The 17,328-nt window shown below is 71.7% G+C and carries 16 protein-coding genes and 1 tRNA gene; 9 read left to right on the top strand and 8 right to left on the bottom strand.

Translation table 11 applies throughout. The features are described from left to right. Positions 1-10 precede the first annotated feature (10 nt). Genes JGR68_RS12945 through JGR68_RS12935 form a run of 3 tightly spaced genes read right to left on the bottom strand, consistent with a single transcriptional unit; the run spans position 11 to position 3,895 of the window. Positions 11-1,141 (bottom strand): glycosyltransferase, encoded by a 1,131-nt coding sequence (locus JGR68_RS12945; protein ID WP_199362434.1) that lies wholly within the window; start codon positions 1,139-1,141, stop codon positions 11-13. Beyond that, complete coding sequence (gene asnB, locus JGR68_RS12940) at positions 1,138-3,075, bottom strand: asparagine synthase (glutamine-hydrolyzing) (RefSeq protein ID WP_199362433.1); 1,938 nt, start codon at positions 3,073-3,075, stop codon at positions 1,138-1,140. The genes JGR68_RS12945 and asnB overlap by 4 nt, the downstream gene beginning before the upstream one ends. A gap of 10 nt (positions 3,076-3,085) precedes the next feature. Further along, entirely contained in the window at positions 3,086-3,895 is an 810-nt protein-coding gene (locus JGR68_RS12935) for a glycosyltransferase family 2 protein (protein WP_199362658.1), read from the bottom strand. On the opposite strand from JGR68_RS12935, the gene JGR68_RS12930 reads away from it, so the two are divergent. After that, the gene (locus JGR68_RS12930; RefSeq protein WP_199362659.1) at positions 3,894-4,955 is read left to right on the top strand and encodes a CDP-glycerol glycerophosphotransferase; all 1,062 of its coding nucleotides are present in this window, start codon (positions 3,894-3,896) and stop codon (positions 4,953-4,955) included. The two genes, JGR68_RS12935 and JGR68_RS12930, sit on opposite strands and share 2 nt — an antisense overlap. On the opposite strand, the gene JGR68_RS12925 is transcribed toward JGR68_RS12930, so the two are convergent. After that, the gene (locus JGR68_RS12925) at positions 4,888-5,706 is read right to left on the bottom strand and encodes a glycosyltransferase family 2 protein (RefSeq protein WP_199362432.1); all 819 of its coding nucleotides are present in this window, start codon (positions 5,704-5,706) and stop codon (positions 4,888-4,890) included. The genes JGR68_RS12930 and JGR68_RS12925 overlap by 68 nt on opposite strands. 109 nt (positions 5,707-5,815) lie before the next feature. Between JGR68_RS12925 and JGR68_RS12920 the strand changes: the two genes are divergently transcribed. Continuing rightward, the gene (locus JGR68_RS12920) at positions 5,816-6,691 is read left to right on the top strand and encodes a glycosyltransferase family 2 protein (RefSeq protein ID WP_199362431.1); all 876 of its coding nucleotides are present in this window, start codon (positions 5,816-5,818) and stop codon (positions 6,689-6,691) included. 16 nt (positions 6,692-6,707) lie between these two features. Here the strand turns inward: JGR68_RS12920 and JGR68_RS12915 are convergent, their stop codons facing one another. Genes JGR68_RS12915 through JGR68_RS12905 form a run of 3 tightly spaced genes read right to left on the bottom strand, consistent with a single transcriptional unit; the run spans position 6,708 to position 9,620 of the window. Continuing rightward, positions 6,708-8,222 (bottom strand): PH domain-containing protein, encoded by a 1,515-nt coding sequence (locus tag JGR68_RS12915; protein WP_199362430.1) that lies wholly within the window; start codon positions 8,220-8,222, stop codon positions 6,708-6,710. Then, complete coding sequence (locus JGR68_RS12910) at positions 8,203-8,697, bottom strand: PH domain-containing protein (protein ID WP_199362429.1); 495 nt, start codon at positions 8,695-8,697, stop codon at positions 8,203-8,205. Before JGR68_RS12910 ends, JGR68_RS12915 begins: the two co-directional genes overlap by 20 nt. Continuing rightward, positions 8,694-9,620, bottom strand: coding sequence for a lauroyl acyltransferase (locus tag JGR68_RS12905; protein WP_199362428.1), 927 nt, complete (start codon positions 9,618-9,620; stop codon positions 8,694-8,696). Before JGR68_RS12905 ends, JGR68_RS12910 begins: the two co-directional genes overlap by 4 nt. A gap of 43 nt (positions 9,621-9,663) precedes the next feature. On the opposite strand from JGR68_RS12905, the gene dtd reads away from it, so the two are divergent. The 7 genes from dtd to JGR68_RS12870 all read left to right on the top strand — a co-directional run bounded on the left by dtd (position 9,664) and on the right by JGR68_RS12870 (position 15,954). Next, positions 9,664-10,104: a D-aminoacyl-tRNA deacylase gene (gene dtd / locus JGR68_RS12900; RefSeq protein ID WP_199362427.1), complete on the top strand. Its 441-nt coding sequence runs from the start codon at positions 9,664-9,666 to the stop codon at positions 10,102-10,104. Positions 10,105-10,159: 55 nt separating this feature from the next. Next, positions 10,160-12,037, top strand: coding sequence for an RNA polymerase sigma factor RpoD (gene rpoD, locus JGR68_RS12895; protein ID WP_199362426.1), 1,878 nt, complete (start codon positions 10,160-10,162; stop codon positions 12,035-12,037). Positions 12,038-12,239: 202 nt separating this feature from the next. Next, a complete protein-coding gene (locus tag JGR68_RS12890) occupies positions 12,240-12,620 on the top strand; it encodes a hypothetical protein (protein WP_199362425.1) in 381 nt (126 codons plus the stop codon). Positions 12,621-12,782: 162 nt separating this feature from the next. Beyond that, positions 12,783-12,858: transfer RNA gene (locus JGR68_RS12885), tRNA-Ile, on the top strand. Between the two features lie 95 nt (positions 12,859-12,953). Further along, on the top strand, positions 12,954-13,469 hold the full coding sequence (fabA, locus tag JGR68_RS12880; RefSeq protein WP_199362424.1) for a 3-hydroxyacyl-[acyl-carrier-protein] dehydratase FabA: 516 nt from the start codon (positions 12,954-12,956) through the stop codon (positions 13,467-13,469). Next, positions 13,469-14,677 (top strand): beta-ketoacyl-ACP synthase I, encoded by a 1,209-nt coding sequence (gene fabB, locus JGR68_RS12875; RefSeq protein WP_199362423.1) that lies wholly within the window; start codon positions 13,469-13,471, stop codon positions 14,675-14,677. The genes fabA and fabB overlap by 1 nt, the downstream gene beginning before the upstream one ends. Positions 14,678-14,847: 170 nt before the next feature. Next, positions 14,848-15,954 carry an alkene reductase gene (locus JGR68_RS12870; RefSeq protein WP_199362422.1) on the top strand — a complete coding sequence of 369 codons (1,107 nt, stop codon included), beginning with the start codon at positions 14,848-14,850 and terminating at the stop codon, positions 15,952-15,954. A gap of 14 nt (positions 15,955-15,968) precedes the next feature. On the opposite strand, the gene JGR68_RS12865 is transcribed toward JGR68_RS12870, so the two are convergent. Further along, entirely contained in the window at positions 15,969-17,306 is a 1,338-nt protein-coding gene (locus JGR68_RS12865) for a peptidoglycan-binding domain-containing protein (RefSeq protein ID WP_200672697.1), read from the bottom strand. Positions 17,307-17,328 lie beyond the last annotated feature (22 nt).

Raw genomic sequence — 17,328 nt, 5'->3', positions numbered from 1 at the left:
TGGCGCCTGCTCAGGCGCCTGCGGCCACGGCCCGGAAGTAGACCGCCTCGGTGGCATCGACGAAGCGTTCGATCCCGAACGCGCGCTCGGCATGCGCCCGCGCCGCCGCCCCCATCGCCGGCAGCCGGTCGCGCGCGTCCAGCAGCTGCAGGATGGCGTCGGCCACCCGCGGCGGACTGCGCGCCGGCACCACCCAGCCATCCACGCCGGGGTCGATGTTCTCCGGAAGTCCGGCGTAGTCGCTGACCAGCACGGGCTTTCCCATCGCCATCATTTCCCGGCAGGCGAAGGAAATGGTTTCCACGTCCCAGGACAGCACGAAGCCCGCGTCGAGCGCCGCCACCATCGGCCGGATGTCGTCGAGCAACCCGGCGAAGCGGACCTGCCCGCCCAGCTCCAGCGCTTCGATCCTTGCCAGTGCATCGTCGGCCGGCGGCTCGCCCGCGAGCAGCACGCTGACGCGTGCGCGTTGCACCTCCGGGAGCAGTGCGAGCGCCTCGACCAGGTCCATCCAGCCCTTGTAGGCGATGGTGCCGGCGTTGGAGCCGAGCAGCAGCACATCGTCTCCGCCGGCCCCCAGCCACTGCCGTCGGGCCTGGCAGCGTGCGTCATCCGGCCAGGGCCGGTAGCGCTCGAGGTCGACGCCGTTGGGCACGGCATCCATGGGCAGGCGACCGTAGGGCGTGTCGAGCAGGCGCTTGCGGGTGTCGTCGCAGACCGCGATGACGTGGTCGGTCCCGCGGCGGGCGCGCCACCAGGCGCCCACGCCGGACGCCGGTTTGGAGTTGTGCTTGGTGAACACGATCCGCGGCCGGACCGGCAGCCCGCGCAGCGCCGACAGCACCAGGCGGTGGTCCGCGGACCCGTTGACGTGGACGAGGTCGAAGCGCTCCTCGCGCAGCAGCGCGCGCAGGCTTGCGCGGGCGCGGCGGCGCGCGGCGAGCCGGCGGATCCCGTTGGGGAACGGCTGCGGCACCGCGGACACGCCTTCGAGCCCTTCGGCGCCGGCCAGCAGGCGGCTGCCCGGTGGAGCCGCGACATGGACGCGGTGGCGGCCGCCGAGTGCGCGCGCAAGCGCCAGCACATACGTGGTGTGGCCGCCGCCATGGCAATCGTGGAAGTTGGTGTAGAGGATCTTCATGGCGTCCGTTCGGAGTGCGGCGTGCCCTCGTGCAGCGCCTCCCGCCAGGCCTGGAACATCAGCACGCCCCAGAGGTGGGTGTGCCACTTGCGTTCGCCGGCCTGGAACGCCTGCCACAGCGCGCGGATCGGGGCGGGATCGAAATGCCCTTCCTCGCGCAGCCGGCGCGGATCCAGTTGCGCCTCGCCCCAGTCGCGCAGCGGCCCGCGCAGCCAATCGCCCACCGGCGCGCCGAAGCCGGATTTGGGCCGCTCGACCAGGGCGGTCGGCAGGTAGCGTTCCAGCAGCCGGCGTGGCAGGTGCTTGAGCCGGCCGTCGCGCCATTTCATCGCAAGCGGCAGCGACCAGGCGAACTCCGCCACGCGCCAGTCGAGCAGGGGCGCGCGCGCCTCCAGCGACGCCGCCATGCTCGCGCGGTCGACCTTGGCCAGGACGTCCTCGGGCAGATAGCAGGCGAAGTCGAGCGCCATCAGCGCGTCGGCGTCGCCGCCATTGCGCGGCAGCGCGGCGGGATCGTCATAGGCGGTGGCCAGGCGGTGCGCGCCGGTGACCACGGCTTCGGGATGCCGCCAGCGCTGCACGCGGCCCCGGGCGACGTCCTGGATGGATCGCTCCGCGAGCGCGCCGCGCAGCGCGGCCACGCCGCCCAGTCGGGCGCCTTCGCCGTGGTCGCGGGCCAGCAGCGCGCGCAGCGGTGCCGGCATGCGCGCGGCCAGGCTCCGGTTGCGCAGCGCACGCGCGTAGCGGCCGTAGCCGAAGAACAGCTCATCGCCGCCGTCGCCCGAAAGCGCCACGGTCACGTGGCGCCGGGTCAGCTGGCACAGCAGGGTGGTGGGCAGCTGGGAAGAATCGGCGAACGGCTCGTCGTAGATCTTCGGCATCCAGGGCACCAGGTCGAGCGCCGCGCGCCCGTCGACGTGCAGCCCGGTGTGTGCGGTTCCGAGATGCCGCGCGACGGCGGCGGCGTGCGCGCTCTCGTCGTGCACCGCGTTGTCGAAGCCGATCGAGAAGCTGCGCACCGGATGCGGCGACTGCGCCTGCATCAGCGCGGTGACCAGTGAGGAGTCCGTGCCTCCGGAAAGGAAGGCGCCGAGCGGCACGTCGGCTTCCATGCGCAGTGCGGTGGCGTCGCGCAGCAGCGCGTCGAGCGCATCCAGCGCCGCGGCCTCGTCGCCGGCGAAGCCTTCGGCGATCGCCGCCTCCTGGCGTTCGCGCGCGTTCCACCAGATCTGCTGGTCACCCGCCGGGTCGTGGCCCGCGGCGCCGGCGGCCACCCGCGACGCGTCGATGCGCAGCAGCCGGCCGGCGCACAGCTTGTGCACGCCACGCAGGATGGCGTGCGGCGCCGGGATGTAGTCGAAGCGCAGCAGCAGCGCCAGCGCGTCCGGATCGACCTCGGCCGACAGCGCGGGATGCGCGCGAAGCGCGGCCAGCTCGCTGCCGAAGACGAAGCTCCCGTCGGCGCACCAGCCGTAGTACAGCGGCTTCTTGCCGACGCGGTCGCGCGCCAGCCAGAGTTCGCGCGCATGCACGTCCCAGGCGGCAAAGGCGAACATGCCGTTGGTGCGCGCCAGCGCCGCGTCAACGCCCCATTCGGCGATCGCCGCCAGCAGCACCTCGGTGTCGGAGTGGCCGCGGAAGCCGTGGCCCAGGCCTTCCAGCTCCGCGCGCAGCGCGGCATGGTTGTAGACCTCGCCGTTGTAGGCCAGCTGCCAGCGGCCATCGGCCGAGGCCATCGGCTGGTGGCCGAGCGGGCTGAGGTCGAGGATCGACAGTCGGCGGTGGGACAGCACCAGGCCGGCGTCGGCGTCCGCCCAGGTGCCCGCGTCATCGGGCCCTCGGTGCGCGATGGCCGTGCCCATGGCGGCGCCCAGCGCGTGCAGCACGCCGGCATCTTCGGCACGGGGCGCCCAGGCACCTGCGATTCCGCACATGGCCGCGGCCTCAGTCGGCGCGCGCGGACGGCGGCGTCGCCACCGGCTGCCCGTTCTGCAGCAGCCAGAGCATGACCGTCTTCTGGCGCACGTAGTTGGCGCGCACATAGGCGTAGACCAGCCCGTGCCAGCCGTCGAGGAAGCCGGCGCGCAGCACGTAGCCGCGCCAGAAGCGCCAGGCCGGCGCCAGCACCAGCTTGCGCAACGAGGCGCGGCGGCCGCGGGCGAAGTCATGCTCGGCCATCATCCGCGCGTAGCGCTGGGTCTTGGCCAGCTGCTGCTCCAGCGAGCGGTAGGGATAGTGGACCAGGTCGCCCGCCAGGGTGGCCACGCGGCCGTCGACGCTGGCGGCTTCATGCACTTCGCGGTTTCCGCGCCAGCCGCCGCGTCGGCGGTCGAACAGGCGCAGCACCCGGTCGGGATAGGCGTTGCCGTGGCGGAGGAAACGGCCGAAGTAGTGGTCGAGCCGGGCGAAGCGGTAGCCCGCCGCGCCGTCGAAAGCAGCGGCGCGCGCGGCAAGGATCGACGTCCGCAGCGCGTCGTCCACGCGTTCGTCGGCATCCAGGCAGAGCACCCAGTCGTGCGTCGCCTGCCCGACCGCGAAGTCCTTCTGGCTGCGGAAGCCATCGAAGGCGCGCTGCAGCACCCGTGCGCCCGCGGCGCGGGCGATGGCTGCGGTGTCGTCGGTCGAGCCGGAATCGACCACGACGATCTCGTCGCAGAACGCGAGCGACGCCAGGCAGTCGCCGATCCGGTCGGCCTCGTTGAACGCGATAATGCAGGCCGAGAGGGCGGGCCCTGGGGCCGAGGACGTGTCGATGGCGGAATACCTGTTGTTCGCGACGGAACGCTATGCGCTGCCCATCCTGCAGCCGCTGGCCGATGCGCTGCAAGACGCCGGCCACGGCGTGCACGCCTGGCTGGTCGACGGCGCGGCGCAGTCGCGGCTCGCGGCGCCGGTGCGCGCGATCGCCAGCGCGCGCGAGGCCGTGGGATTGCGCCCGCGCGCGGTGTTCAGCGCCGCCAACTGGGTGCCGCCCTTCGTCGGCGGGGCCAAGGTGCAGCTGTTCCACGGCTTCAACGTCGAGAAGCGCGAGGACGCGCGCGGCCATTTCCGCCTGCGCGGACTGTTCGACCTGTACTGCACCCAGGGGCCGGCCACGACCGCGCCATTCCAGGCGCTGGCGAAGCAGGCCGGGCACTTCCAGGTGGTCGAGACCGGCTGGCCCAAGCTCGATCCGCTGTTCGGCCCGGAGCCACCGCTGGCGGCGTCACTGCGTGCGCAGGCCGGCGGCCGTGGCGTGGTGATGTCGGCGGCCACCTTCACCGAGCGGCTGAGCGCCGCGCCGCACCTCTACGAGGCGATCGCGGCACAGGTCGCCGATGGCCGGTACTACTGGCTGCTGACCCTGCATCCGAAATGCGCGCCGGCGCTGTTCGCGCGCTACCGCGCGCTGGCCGGCCCGAACGCGGCCTTCGTCGAGCCGGAGCAGCTGGTCGAGGCCCAGCGTGCCGCCGACGTGCTGCTGGCCGACACCACCTCGGTGGTCAGCGAGTTCGTCGTCCAGCGCAAGACCGTGGTGACCTTCCGCAACCGCGCGCCGAAGCCGCACATGATCGACTTCGACGATCCCGCGCAGCTGCCGGCCATGCTGGACCATGCGTTCGCGCCGGAGCCGGGACTGCAGGCCGCGCTGGCCGCCTACGCCGACAGCATCCACCCCTGGCGCGACGGGCGGTCCTCGCAGCGCGTGCTCGCCGCCACCGAGGCGCTGCTGGCCGGTGAGCTGGGCCGGCTGCGGCGGCGGCCGCTCACGGCCCTGTATCGCGGCCTGCAGATCCGTCGCGAGCTGGGGTACTGGGGACCGACGGGGCGTTGAGCTCGTTCTGCAGCAGCCACAGCCGGATGGTCTTCTGGCGCGCGTTGTCGGCGGTCACGAAGGCGTAGACCAGGCCGGCCCAGCCGTCGAGGAAACCGCCGCGCAGCACGTAGCCGCGCCAGAAGCGCCACCACGGCGCCACGACCAGCTTCGACAGCGTCGCGCGCCTGCCGCGGGCGTGGGCGTGCCCCGCCATCATCTGCGCGTACTGGCCGCCCTTGGCGAGCTGATGCTCGAAGGAGCGGAACGGGAGGTGCAGGAGGTCCCCGTCGAGCGAGCGCACGGGGCCGTCGACGGTTGCACGCTCGTGGATCTCGCGGTCGCCGCGCCAGCCGCCGCGGCGGCGGTCGAACAGCCGCATCTGCCGGTCGGGATAGGCATTGCCATGGCGCAGGAAGCGGCCGAAGTACGCCGAGCAGCGCGCGAACCGGTAACCCGCGGCGCCGCGGAAGCCGTCCGCGCGCGCGGTCCGGATCGCGGCGGCCAGCACGGGGCCGATGCGCTCGTCCGCGTCCACGCACAGGACCCAGTCGTGCGCGGCCTGTTCGACCGCGAACTGCTTCTGGCTGCGGAAGCCGTCGAATGGCCGCACCAGCACCCGGGCGCCCGCGGCTTCGGCGATCGCGCGGGTGGCGTCGGTGGAGCCGGAGTCGACCACGACGATCTCGTCGCAGAACGCCAGCGAGGCCAGGCAGTCGCCAAGGCGGTCGGCCTCGTTGAAGGTGATCACGGTGGCGGAGAGCGGCGGCATGGTCGGGCGGAGGGTGTTGGCACGGACCCGCGATTATCGCCCGCGGATTCGGGCCGATGCGTCGTGCGGGGGGCGTCGCGGTGTCATCGAGTCCGGCCATAATCGCGCCATGGAGCGCAAGCCCGAAGCCAGCGTCATCTTCACCACCTACAACCAGCCGGAGTGGCTGGAGAAGGTGCTGCACGGCTTCGCCGCCCAGGACCGCGACGACTTCGAAGTGCTGGTCGCCGACGACGGCAGCGACGCGCACACGCGCGAACGGCTGCAGGCGCTCATCCCGCGCCTGCCGATGCCGGTGCGCCACCTGTGGCAGCCCGACGAGGGCTTCCGCAAGTGCGAGGCCCTCAACAAGGCGATCGCCGCGGCGCGCGCGGACTACCTGGTGTTCACCGATGGCGACTGCATCCCGCGCGCCGACTTCCTGTCGACCCACCTGCGCGAGCGCGAGCGCGGACGCTTCCTCTCCGGCGGCTACCACAAGCTGCCGATGGCCACGAGCCGCGCCATCTCGGAGGAGGACGTCCGCAGCCAGCGCTGCTTCGACGCGAGCTGGCTGCACGCCGAAGGCATGCCGCGGTCGCATCGGGACCGCAAGCTCACCGCCGGCCCGGGCATGGCCCGCCTGCTCGACCTGGTCAGCCCGGCGCGCGCGAGCTGGAACGGCCACAACGCGTCGGCGTGGCGGCGCGACGTGCTCGCGGTCAACGGCTTCGACCAGCGCATGCGCTATGGCGGCGAGGACCGCGAGTTCGGCGAGCGCCTGGCCAACGCCGGCATCCGCGGCAAGCGCATCCGCCACCGGGCGATCGTGGTCCACCTCGACCACCCGCGCGGCTACGTGACCGCCGAGGGCGTCGCCTTCAACCGCGCGCTGCGCGAGGAGACCCGCCGAACCCGGCGGACCTGGACCGGATGCGGCATCGATGCCGGCCCGGCGCCGGACGTGCGGCCGGTCGCGACCATCGGGCAGGCCAGCCGCGCCTGACTGGCCCCGCGGGCCGCTACCAGCGCAGCGGCATCCGCGCCAGCTCGGCCGCCAGCCGGCCATGCAGCGCGCGGGCCTCGGCCTCGGGGATGAAGCGCAGGCGCAGCGGTTCCGAGCCCGGCCGGGCGCCCGCGGTATCGAGCCACAGGCTGGCCATGCCGAAGGCGCGGTCCAGTGGTGACTGCTCGAGGCGCAGGGCCTGGACCTTGTCGATCTCGGCGAAGCGCCAGTGCCGCGACCACCAGCCGCCGCGCACCGCCAGCATCCGGCCATCCAGCGCGTAGCCCGCGCGACCGGCATGGCGGCGCGCGGCGAACAGCGCCCAGGGCAGCCAGGCGAGCGCGGCCAGTCCGACCGGGCCGGCGTACCAGGAGGCCGCTGCCGCGGCCACCAGCGAGAACGCCGCGCCCGGCAGGGCCAGGCGCTGCCAGGCACGCCGATGCAGCCGACGCCAGCCGACCGGTGGCCAGGACGCGCCTGGAAGGACCTCGCGCACCAGCGCGTCGCAGGCCTCGGGCGTGGCGATCGGCGCCAGTTCGAGCAGCGCGCGCTGCTCGCCGGCCTCGCCCGCGCCGCCGACGGTATCGACCTGCAGCGTGCGCCGCCCGAGCAGCCGGTGCAGCAGCCCCTCGTGCAGGGTCCAGGCCTGGATGCGCCGCCGCGAGACGCTGGTGCGCAGGCGCGTCAGCAGGCCGCGCTCGACGGTCACGCGCCGCCCCTGCAGCAGCAGCCGGAAGCCGTGGTACTGGGTCAGCGCCAGCAGCACCGACAGCAGCCGCAGCAGGACCAGGGCGAACAGCACCAGCAGGGCCAGCGCCATGACCCGGACGGCCGCCCCGTGCACCAGGCTGCCCGCATAGCCCACGACCTGGCCGGCGTACTGGCGCACCAGGTCGGCCATGACGCGGTCGGGGAAGGCCTGCCAGGCCAGCGCGAAGGCGCCGGCCACCACGACCAGGCCGCGGTTGCTCACCAGCCCCAGCCGGACCTGTTCGCCGAAGGGCAGGGCCAGCAGGACCCGGCCGTCCGCGGGGTCGGCGTCGTCGGCGCGGGCATCGGCCGTGTCCGTGCCCGGGACCGCCGGCGTCGCGGCGCCGCGGGTGCGGATGAGTCGCTCGAGCGCGATCGCCTCGGCCATCGGCAGGACCCGCATCTCGGCCTCGGCCTTGGTGCCGCCGGCCGACTCCAGCCGGACCTCGGCGACGTCGAAGGCGCGGTGCAGCAGGGTCTGGTGCAGCGCGACGTTGTGGATCCGCGCGAACGGGATCTGGCGCACCTGCCGCTCGAACACGCCTTCCCGCACCACCAGCCGGTCCTCGTCGACCCGGTAGCGGAAGGTGTAGTACTGCCAGACGGCGCTGACCACCAGGGCCGCGACGCCGACCAGCGGCCACAGCAGGTAGCCGTCGTCGGCCCGGCCGCCCACGAACACCAGGACCACCAGCGGCACCAGGAACTGCCGCAGCTGCTGCAGCAGCACGAACAGCCAGGACCAGGGGTGCAGGCGGCGCTCAGCCGGCGGCGTGGTCATCGTCGTCCTGGTCGATCTGGCGCGCGAGGGTGTCGCGAAGGCGCGACGCATCCTCCGCATCCAGGCCGGCAACGGCGACGGCGCGGTCGCGCGTGCCGGCGGTGTGCACCACCAGGGTCGCGAGCCCGAAATGGCGCTCGAGCGGGCCGCGCTTCAGGTCGACGTGCTGGACGCGGGTGCGCGGCACCCGGGTCTCGACCTGCCACATGCGGCCGCGCCGATAGCCCAGCCCGGTGCCGTCGATCAGCCAGCGCGCGTAGCGGAAGCGCCGCAGGGCCATCCAGACGCCCCAGGCCGGGAGTATGACCAGGGCGGCGAAGGCCACCGGCATCGCCGGCAGCGGCCGCTCCAGCAGGACGCCGGCAAGGATGATGGCCGGCACCGCGAGCAGGCCCCAGCCGGCGGCGTCGGTGAGCAGGAACAGGGTGCGGGCCCTGGGCGGCAGGGACTGCCAGCCCTCGGCGTCGGCGCTCATCGTCCGGTCTCCAGGTCGCGATAGGGATTGGTTTCGCCGCTGCCCGGCGGGCGCAGGGTGTAGCGCTTGTAGGTCCACTGGTACTGCGCCGGCGCGCGCCGCGCCATCCGCTCCACGCCGGCATTCAGGGCGGCGACCGAAGCCGTGGTGTCGGGGTCGTGGATCGCCTCGGGTGCCGGGTCGATGCGCAGGGCATAGGCCAGGTCCGGCCCCTCCAGCCGTTCGCAGCTGCAGAACAGCACGGTCGCGCCGCTGCGCTCAGCCAGGCGCGAGAGCAGCGTCATGGTGAGCGCCTGCCGCCCGAAGAACGGGGCGAACACGCCATCGCCGGCCTTCGGCTGCTGGTCGGGGAGGATTCCGACCACGCCGCCATCCTTCAGGGTCTTGAACAGCTGGCGGATGCCCGGACCTTCGGCGCGGACCTGGGTGACCCGCCCGGCGTCGGCGTCGGCGCGCACCCGGCGCAGGAAGGCTTCACCCACCTTCGACTCCGGCGGCTTGTAGAGGATCGCCAGCGGGGTGCGTGCGGCGAGCCACTGGTTGAGCAGCTCCCAGTTGCCGTGGTGCGGAGCCGCCACGATCAGGCCGCGGCCCGAGGCCAGGGCCGCGTCGAACAGGACTTCCCCGTGGCGCTCGCGGATCAGCGCGAGGTTGTCGGCGTGCGGGCGCGTCCACAGCCGCAGGGTCTCCACCGCCTGCCGTCCGGTCGTGCGCATCACCTCGCGGTGCAGCGCCTGGCGGGCGGCGGGGTCCAGCGCGGGCAGGGCGAGCTCCAGGTTGCGCAGCGCGACCACGCTCTCGCGTGTGCCCAGGCGCCGCGCCAGGCCACCCAGGCCATCGCCGAGCGCGCGCTGCAGCGGCCACGGCAGGCGACCCACCGCCGTGGCCATGGCATGCAGGAGGCTTGCGAGCAGGTCGGTCATTGGCGAGAGTCTATCCGGCCCTGAATGCCGCCCGGAGGACCCGATGCTCCTGCTGCTGCAGCGCGTGACCCGCGCCTGCGTCGAGATCGACGGCGGGACCGTCGGCCGCATCGGGCCGGGCCTGCTGGTGCTGGCGGGCATCGAACCCGGGGATGGCGACGCCGAGGTCGCGCGCATGGCGCGGCGCCTGCTGGCCTACCGGGTATTCGCCGACGACGCGGGAAGGATGAACCGGTCGCTGTCCGACACCGGCGGAGGGCTCCTGCTGGTGAGCCAGTTCACCCTGGCCGCGGACACGCGTTCCGGGCTGCGACCGGGCTTCAGCACCGCCGCGGCACCTGCCGAGGCTGAACGCACGTTCAGCGCCCTGGTCGCGGAATGCCGGCGCCTGCATCTCCGGGGGGTGGAAACCGGCCGCTTCGGGGCCCATATGTCGGTAAGCCTGACCAACGATGGTCCGGTCACCTTCCTGCTGCGTTCCTGACCCCACGCGCCGGATGGTATAATTACGGGTTCACTTTTTCCTAGGTGTGCGCCACATGGCGAACGAGCGTCCAGCCCCCCAGTCCGACATCAAGCTCCTGATTTCAAAGGGGCTGGAGCAGGGCTACCTGACCTATGCCGAGGTCAACGACCACCTGCCCGACGACCTCGTCGATCCGGAGCAGATCGAAGACATCATCGGCATGATCAACAGCATGGGCATCCAGGTCCATGAGACCACGCCGGATGCCGAGACCCTGCTGCTGGCCGGCGAGTCCGATGGTGGCCGCGATGTCGACGACACCGCCGCGGAAGAAGCCGCCGCCACGCTCACCGCGCTGGACGGCGAGGGCGGCCGCACCACCGATCCCGTGCGCATGTACATGCGCGAGATGGGCACGGTCGAACTGCTGACCCGCGAGGGCGAGATCGCCATCGCCAAGCGCATCGAGGAAGGCCTGAACCAGATGGGCGCCGCCCTGGCCAGCTTCCCCTGGTCGGTCGAGATGCTGCTGGAGGACTACGAGCTGCACAAGGCGGGCAAGAAGCGCCTGGCCGAGATCGTGGTGGGCTTCACCGATGGCCTGGACGACCCCGAGCCGCCGGCCCCGCCCGCGCCCGCGCCCGAGCCCGTCGCCGCGGCCGCCACCGCGACCGATGACGACGCCGAGGCCGAGGAAGAGGAAGAAGACACCGCGGCCGAGGAACCCGGCCCCACCGGCCCGGATCCGGCCGAGGTCGCGCGCCGCATGGAAGAAATGGCCACCGCGTACGCGAAGTTCCAGAAGACCGTGGCCAAGAGCGGCCCCGAGGCCAAGCCGGCGCTCAAGCTGCGCGAGGAGATGGCGGCCACCTTCACCAGCCTCAAGCTGCCGCTGCCGCTGACCGACGTGCTGGTGCGCAAGCTCCGTGACGTGGTCGGCGAGATCAAGGACCACGAGCGCCGCATCCTCGACCTGTCGACCCGCGTGGCCAAGATGCCGCGCAAGGATTTCATCCGCGCGTGGGACGGCAACCAGACCAACCTCGAGTGGGTCGACGAGCTGCTCAAGCGCAAGCAGAAGTGGGCCAGCGGCCTGCGCGACGTCAAGGACCAGATCGTCGCCGAACAGGAAGCCACCCTCGCGATCGAGAAGGCGATGATGGTGACCCTGGGCGACCTGCGTGAGATCAACCGCGCGATGGCCTACGGCGAAGCCAAGGCGCGCAAGGCCAAGAAGGAAATGGTCGAGGCCAACCTGCGCCTGGTGATCTCGATCGCCAAGAAGTACACCAACCGCGGCCTGCAGTTCCTCGACCTGATCCAGGAAGGCAACATCGGCCTGATGAAGGCGGTGGACAAGTTCGAGTACCGCCGCGGCTACAAGTTCTCGACCTATGCCACCTGGTGGATCCGCCAGGCGATCACCCGCTCGATCGCCGACCAGGCCCGCACCATCCGCATCCCGGTGCACATGATCGAGACGATCAACAAGTTGAACCGCATCTCCCGCCAGATGCTCCAGCAGTTCGGCCGCGAGGCCACGCCGGAGGAGTTGGCGAAGGAGATGGACATGCCCGAGGACAAGATCCGCAAGGTCATGAAGATCGCCAAGGAGCCGATCTCGATGGAGACTCCGATCGGCGACGACGAGGACTCGCACCTGGGCGACTTCATCGAGGACACCAACGTGGAGTCCCCGATCGAGGCCACGACCAACACCAACCTGCAGGAGACCGTGCACGAGGTGCTGGCCGGCCTCACGCCGCGGGAGGCCAAGGTGCTGCGCATGCGCTTCGGCATCGACATGAATACCGACCACACCCTCGAGGAAGTGGGCAAGCAGTTCGATGTCACCCGCGAGCGCATCCGCCAGATCGAGGCCAAGGCGCTGCGCAAGCTGCGCCATCCAAGCCGATCGGAGCAGCTGCGGAGCTTCCTCGACATCGACTGAGCCCTGCGGGCACCCGGCAATGAAAGAAAGGCGCACTCCGGTGCGCCTTTCTGTTTTTCGGCCTCGGGGGGTGCCGGCAGGGTCGGTCCCAACGGAGTCTGAATGGGACCGGCATCCCAGCCGCCGTCTTCGCATGGCCACCACGCGGCCACATGCATTGTGCGTCCCACGGCGCACCAAGGCGCCCGGAACAGGAGACCACATGAATACCACCGCCAAGACCCTCATCGCCTTCGGCTTCGCCGCTGCCCTTGCCGCCTGCAGCAACACCGACCAGGCCGCCAACTCCGCCCAGGAAGCCGCCGAGTCGGCGACCGAAGCGCACGAAGCGGCGGCCAACGCCTCCGCCACGGGCGACATGGCGGCGACCTCGTCGGCCCAGGCGGCCGCCGATGCCGCTGATGCCGCGGCCGATGCGGCCTCGCACATCGCCGGCCAGGTCGACACCGGCGACGAGCTGACCCGCCGCGAGGACCTTGCCGACGCCGCCGAGAAGGCTGCCGACGCGGCCGAGCAGGCGCAGGACGCCGCCGAGGAGGCCAATGCGGCCGCCGACGGCGAGAACAACACCGACGGCATGTAATTCCGTCGAAATCGCGAGCCGTGCGGCGGGGTTCCCGCCGCACGATCGGATCGCGTGGTCGTGGCCAGTCACTCGTCGTCTGGTCGCGGCCGCGCGATTTTTTTTGCATGTTCGGGCGTCGTCGGCCGCGGGTTCCGGTGCATGACTACAATCTGCACCCGCGGGCCTATAGCTCAATGGTCAGAGCAGAGGACTCATAATCCTTTGGTTCCAGGTTCGAGTCCTGGTGGGCCCACCAACCGCACGCCGCGACCCCGACCGGGTCTCCCCGGTCCCGCAGTGGCACAATGGCGCTCTTTTCCGGCGCCTGCGCCGCACTGACCCGGGAGTCCCATGACGCGTCCTTCCTCCCTCGATCGCGAGCAACTGCTGGCCTGTGGCCGCGGCGAAATGTTCGGCGAAGGCAATGCCCGCCTGCCGGCCCCGCCGATGCTGATGATGGACCGCATCTCGCACATCTCCAGCGAGGGCGGCGCCTACGGCAAGGGCGTGATCCGGGCCGAGCTCGACATCAGTCCCGACCTCTGGTTCTTCGACTGCCACTTCCTCGGCGACCCGGTGATGCCCGGCTGCCTGGGCCTTGACGCGATGTTCCAGCTCGCCGGGTTCTACTTGCCCTGGCTGGGCGAGCCGGGCCGTGGTCGCGCGCTGGGTTGCGGGGAGCTGAAGTTCTCCGGCCAGGTGCTGCCGACGGCCAGGCAGGTCGGCTACGAGATCGACATCAAGCGCGTGATGCGCGGCAAGGTCCCGCTGGTGATCGCCGACGGTCGCACCTTCGTCGACGGCAACGAGATCTACTTCGTCAGCAGCATGCGCGTGGGCCTTTTCCGGAACCTCGAGGACAACTGATGCGCCGGGTAGTCGTGACAGGCATGGGCATCGTGTCCTGCCTTGGAAACAAGCTCGACGACGTCTCGCGCGCGCTGCGCGAGGGTCGCAGTGGAATCACCGCGGTGCCGGAATACGCGGAGCTGGGCCTGCGCAGCCAGGTCGCCGGCGTGCCGGCGATCGACCTCGAGGCCGAGATCGACCGCAAGCGCAAGCGCTTCATGGGCGATGCCGCGGCCTACGCGTGGGTCGCGATGCGCGATGCCATCGACCATGCCGGCCTCGCGCTGGACCAGGTCAGGCATCCGCGCGTGGGCGTGATCGCGGGTTCGGGCGGCGGCTCGGCCGAGTGGCAGGTGGCGACCGCCGACCTGCTGCGCGACAAGGGCGTGCGCAAGGTCGGTCCCTACATGGTCCCGCGGACGATGTGCTCGACGGTCTCGGCCACGTTGGCGACGGCTTTCGGCATCCTCGGCCTCAGCTATTCCATTTCCGCCGCCTGCGCGACGTCGGCGCACTGCATCGGCGCGGCGGCGGACCTGATCCGCCACGGCGCGCAGGACGTGGTGTTCGCCGGCGGCGGCGAGGAGGAGCACTGGGCGATGAGCGTGATGTTCGACGCGATGGGCGCGTTGTCGTCCGGCTGGAACGACACGCCTGCGGTCGCCTCGCGTCCCTATGACGCCGGCCGCGACGGCTTCGTCATCGCCGGCGGCGGCGGCATGCTGGTGCTCGAGGACTACGAGCACGCCAAGGCCCGTGGCGCCACGATCCACGCCGAGCTCGTCGGCTATGGCGTCACCTCCGACGGCGCCGACATGGTCGCGCCGAGCGGCGAGGGCGCGGTGCGCTGCATGCAGAACGCGCTGGCGACGGTGAAGACGCCCGTCGACTACCTCAACACCCATGGCACCTCGACGCCGCTGGGCGACATCGTCGAGCTGGAAGCGGTGCGCGCGGCGTTCGGCGACGCGGTGCCGCCGCTGTCGTCGACCAAGGCGCTGACCGGGCACTCGCTCGGCGCGGCCAGCGTGCACGAGGCGATCTACAGCCTGCTGATGATGCGCGACGGCTTCATCGCCGGCTCCGCGCACATCGACGATCTGGACCCGCGCGCGGAAGGTTTTCCGATCGTGCGCGAGAGCCGCGAGGCGAAGCTGGACACGGTGATGTCGAACAGCTTCGGCTTCGGCGGCACCAACGCCAGCCTGGTGTTCGCGCGCGTCTGACGCGCGCGTCGGGGCGGCTGCGCCGCGGCGCTGCGGCGTGGGTCGCTGCGGCGCGCAGGGCGCTGCGGCACGGCGCGTCCGGGATCCATCGTTCCATGGCCGCGCACCCGCGGCCTTCGGCGTCGACGTAGATTGGATGCATCCCCCGCTGGAGCATCCGGACCCCTCCCATGAGCAGCCTGTTCAACCACTACGACCTTGCGGGCCTGGCGCTGCGCAACCGCATCGTCATGGCGCCGATGACGCGCTCCCGCGCGGTGACCACCGTGCCCGACGCGCTGACCGCGACCTACTACGCGCAGCGCGCCAGTGCGGGGCTGATCGTCACCGAGGGCGCGCAGGTGTCGGAGCAGGCGCGCGGTTACCTGTTCACGCCGGGCCTGCATTCCCGGGCCCAGGTCGCGGGCTGGAAGTCGGTCACCGATGCCGTGCATGCCAAGGGCGGCGCGGTGTTCGCCCAGCTCTGGCACGTGGGTCGCCTGTCGCACGTGTCGCTGCAGCCGGGCGAACGCGCCCCGGTGGCGCCGGTGGCCAAGGCCGCAGCCGGCGTCCAGGCCTTTGGCTACCGCGAGGACGGAACCCCCGGGCAGATGCCCGCCAGCACGCCCAGGGCGCTCGGCGCGGGTGAGATCCCGGGCATCACTGCGGACTTCGTCGCCGCGGCGCGCAACGCGGTCGACGCCGGCTTCGACGGCATCGAGATCCATGGTGCCAACGGCTACCTGTTCGAGCAGTTCATCAACGGCGGGCTCAATACGCGCGACGACGCCTACGGCGGCTCGATCGCCAACCGCCTGCGCTTCGTGCTCGAGACCGTGGACGCGGTGGTGGCGGCGATCGGCAGCCAGCGGGTTGGCATCCGCCTGTCGCCCTTCAACCGCATCTTCGACATGCCCGCCTTCGAGGACGAGGCCGATACCTGGATGGAGCTGGCGCACGAGCTTGCGGGGCGCGGGCTGGCCTATGTCCACCTGAGCAACCGCGAGGCGATCCTGGCGGCAGCGGGTGAACGCTTCATCCGTGAGTTCCGCGCCGCCCATGGCGGGACGCTGATCCTCGCCGGCAACTACACGCGCGCCACGGCGGAGTCCGACCTCGCTGCCGGTCTCGCCGACCTGGTCGCGTTCGGTCGGCCCTTCATCGCCAACCCCGACCTGGTGGAGCGCCTGCGCAATGGCTGGCCGCTGGCGGACGCCGATGGCGCCACCTTCTATGGCGGGAACGCGACCGGCTACACCGACTATCCGGCCTACAGCGAAGAGATCGCGTCCGCCTGAGGGAGGTCGCGTGGTCAGGCCATGGCGCGGGGCGCCGTGCCATGGGATGGCTCCGCCGCCTGCGTGTGGGTCTGTGCAGGCATGTCCATGTCCCTTCCCGAGACCGTGTGCTCTGGCCGCCTGCTGCGCACAAGGGCGTCCTCGACGGGTGGGCCCAAGGCGTCTGCCATCGGCATCCACGCGCGACGCTGCGCGGGGTCGTCCAGCCGGCCCTGGACCAGGAACACGCGTGCCTGGTTCCCGCCCGGGCGAGCGTCGCCCACCAGCACGTGGTCCACACTTGAAAGGCGGTGCTCGACCGCCAGTCGCAACAGCGCGCCAGCGACCCGCTCGCGGTCGCAGTCCGACAGGCCAGATGGCGCATCCAGCTGGCCCAGCCGGCCCCTGATCCGGTCCAGCAGACCCCGGTGCGCCGGCGACAGGGCTGGAGGGAGTTCGTCAGCCACCGGCGGCGGCAGCGCGCGGCGACCCGGCGTGAGGTCGAGCGCCGCCCGCCAGGTTGGCGCGTCGACATCGCCGGAGGCCGGCAGGCCGTGCTCCTGCTGGAACCGCAGCACGGCGCCCTGCATCGACAGGCGGTACACCCCGTCCACGGCGATCGGCGTGTCCCCGGCACCGCGGTAGCCGGCGGCGACCAGTGCCCGCTGGACCGCTGCCACCCGCTCCCCGGACTCGCCCACGCGCTGCACACCGTCGTCGACGACCGCGCGCGGCTCGACGCCGGCGCGATGCGCCGCCTGCACCGCGAGTCGACCTTCGACGAGGTCGAGCAGGTAGTGCTCGAACTGCTGGTAGTAGCGGGTGTCGATCTCGATGTGCACATGCTTGCCGGCCGACGCACCAAGGCCGATGTTGTTCTGCGTGCCCAGCGACTGGCCGTAGGCCACCGTGTCACCGGGCTGGACCGCGATCGGGCCGAGATGCCGGATCCGGGCGACGGGCGGGCCATCGGCGGTTTCGTGGATGTCGACCACGCCGTTGGCGGCATCGACCCGGCCGATGACGCCGGCGAGCGGCGAGGGCACGTCCACGCGCCGCGTGTCGCGTGCGGACATGTCGTCGAGGATGAAGTCCTTGATCAGCAGGACCTGGTCCGGTTGGAGGCTGCGGTACTTGTCGACGCGGCGGTCCAGGACTTCCTGGAACTCCCCGCCCACGACGGCATAGGAGCGCGTCAGCACGTTCTCTGCGCCCCTCGGCACCCCGTCCTCCAGCACGGCACTGAAGTTCCGCTTGGGATGATGCGTGTGGAGGCTGTCCAGGTCGGACACCGGTCCGTTCGCGACGGCCGTCGCGGGGGGCGCGCGACCGGATTGTGTAACCCGGTAGGCGCTCGGATATTCCTGGGGCATTGGACGTTCCTTGTCGTGCCGT

This window comes from Luteimonas sp. MC1750, from assembly GCF_016615955.1.
Classification (GTDB): domain Bacteria; phylum Pseudomonadota; class Gammaproteobacteria; order Xanthomonadales; family Xanthomonadaceae; genus Luteimonas.
The sequence above is the reverse complement of the archived record's forward strand: the minus strand, read 5'-3'. Positions and strand labels throughout refer to the sequence as shown.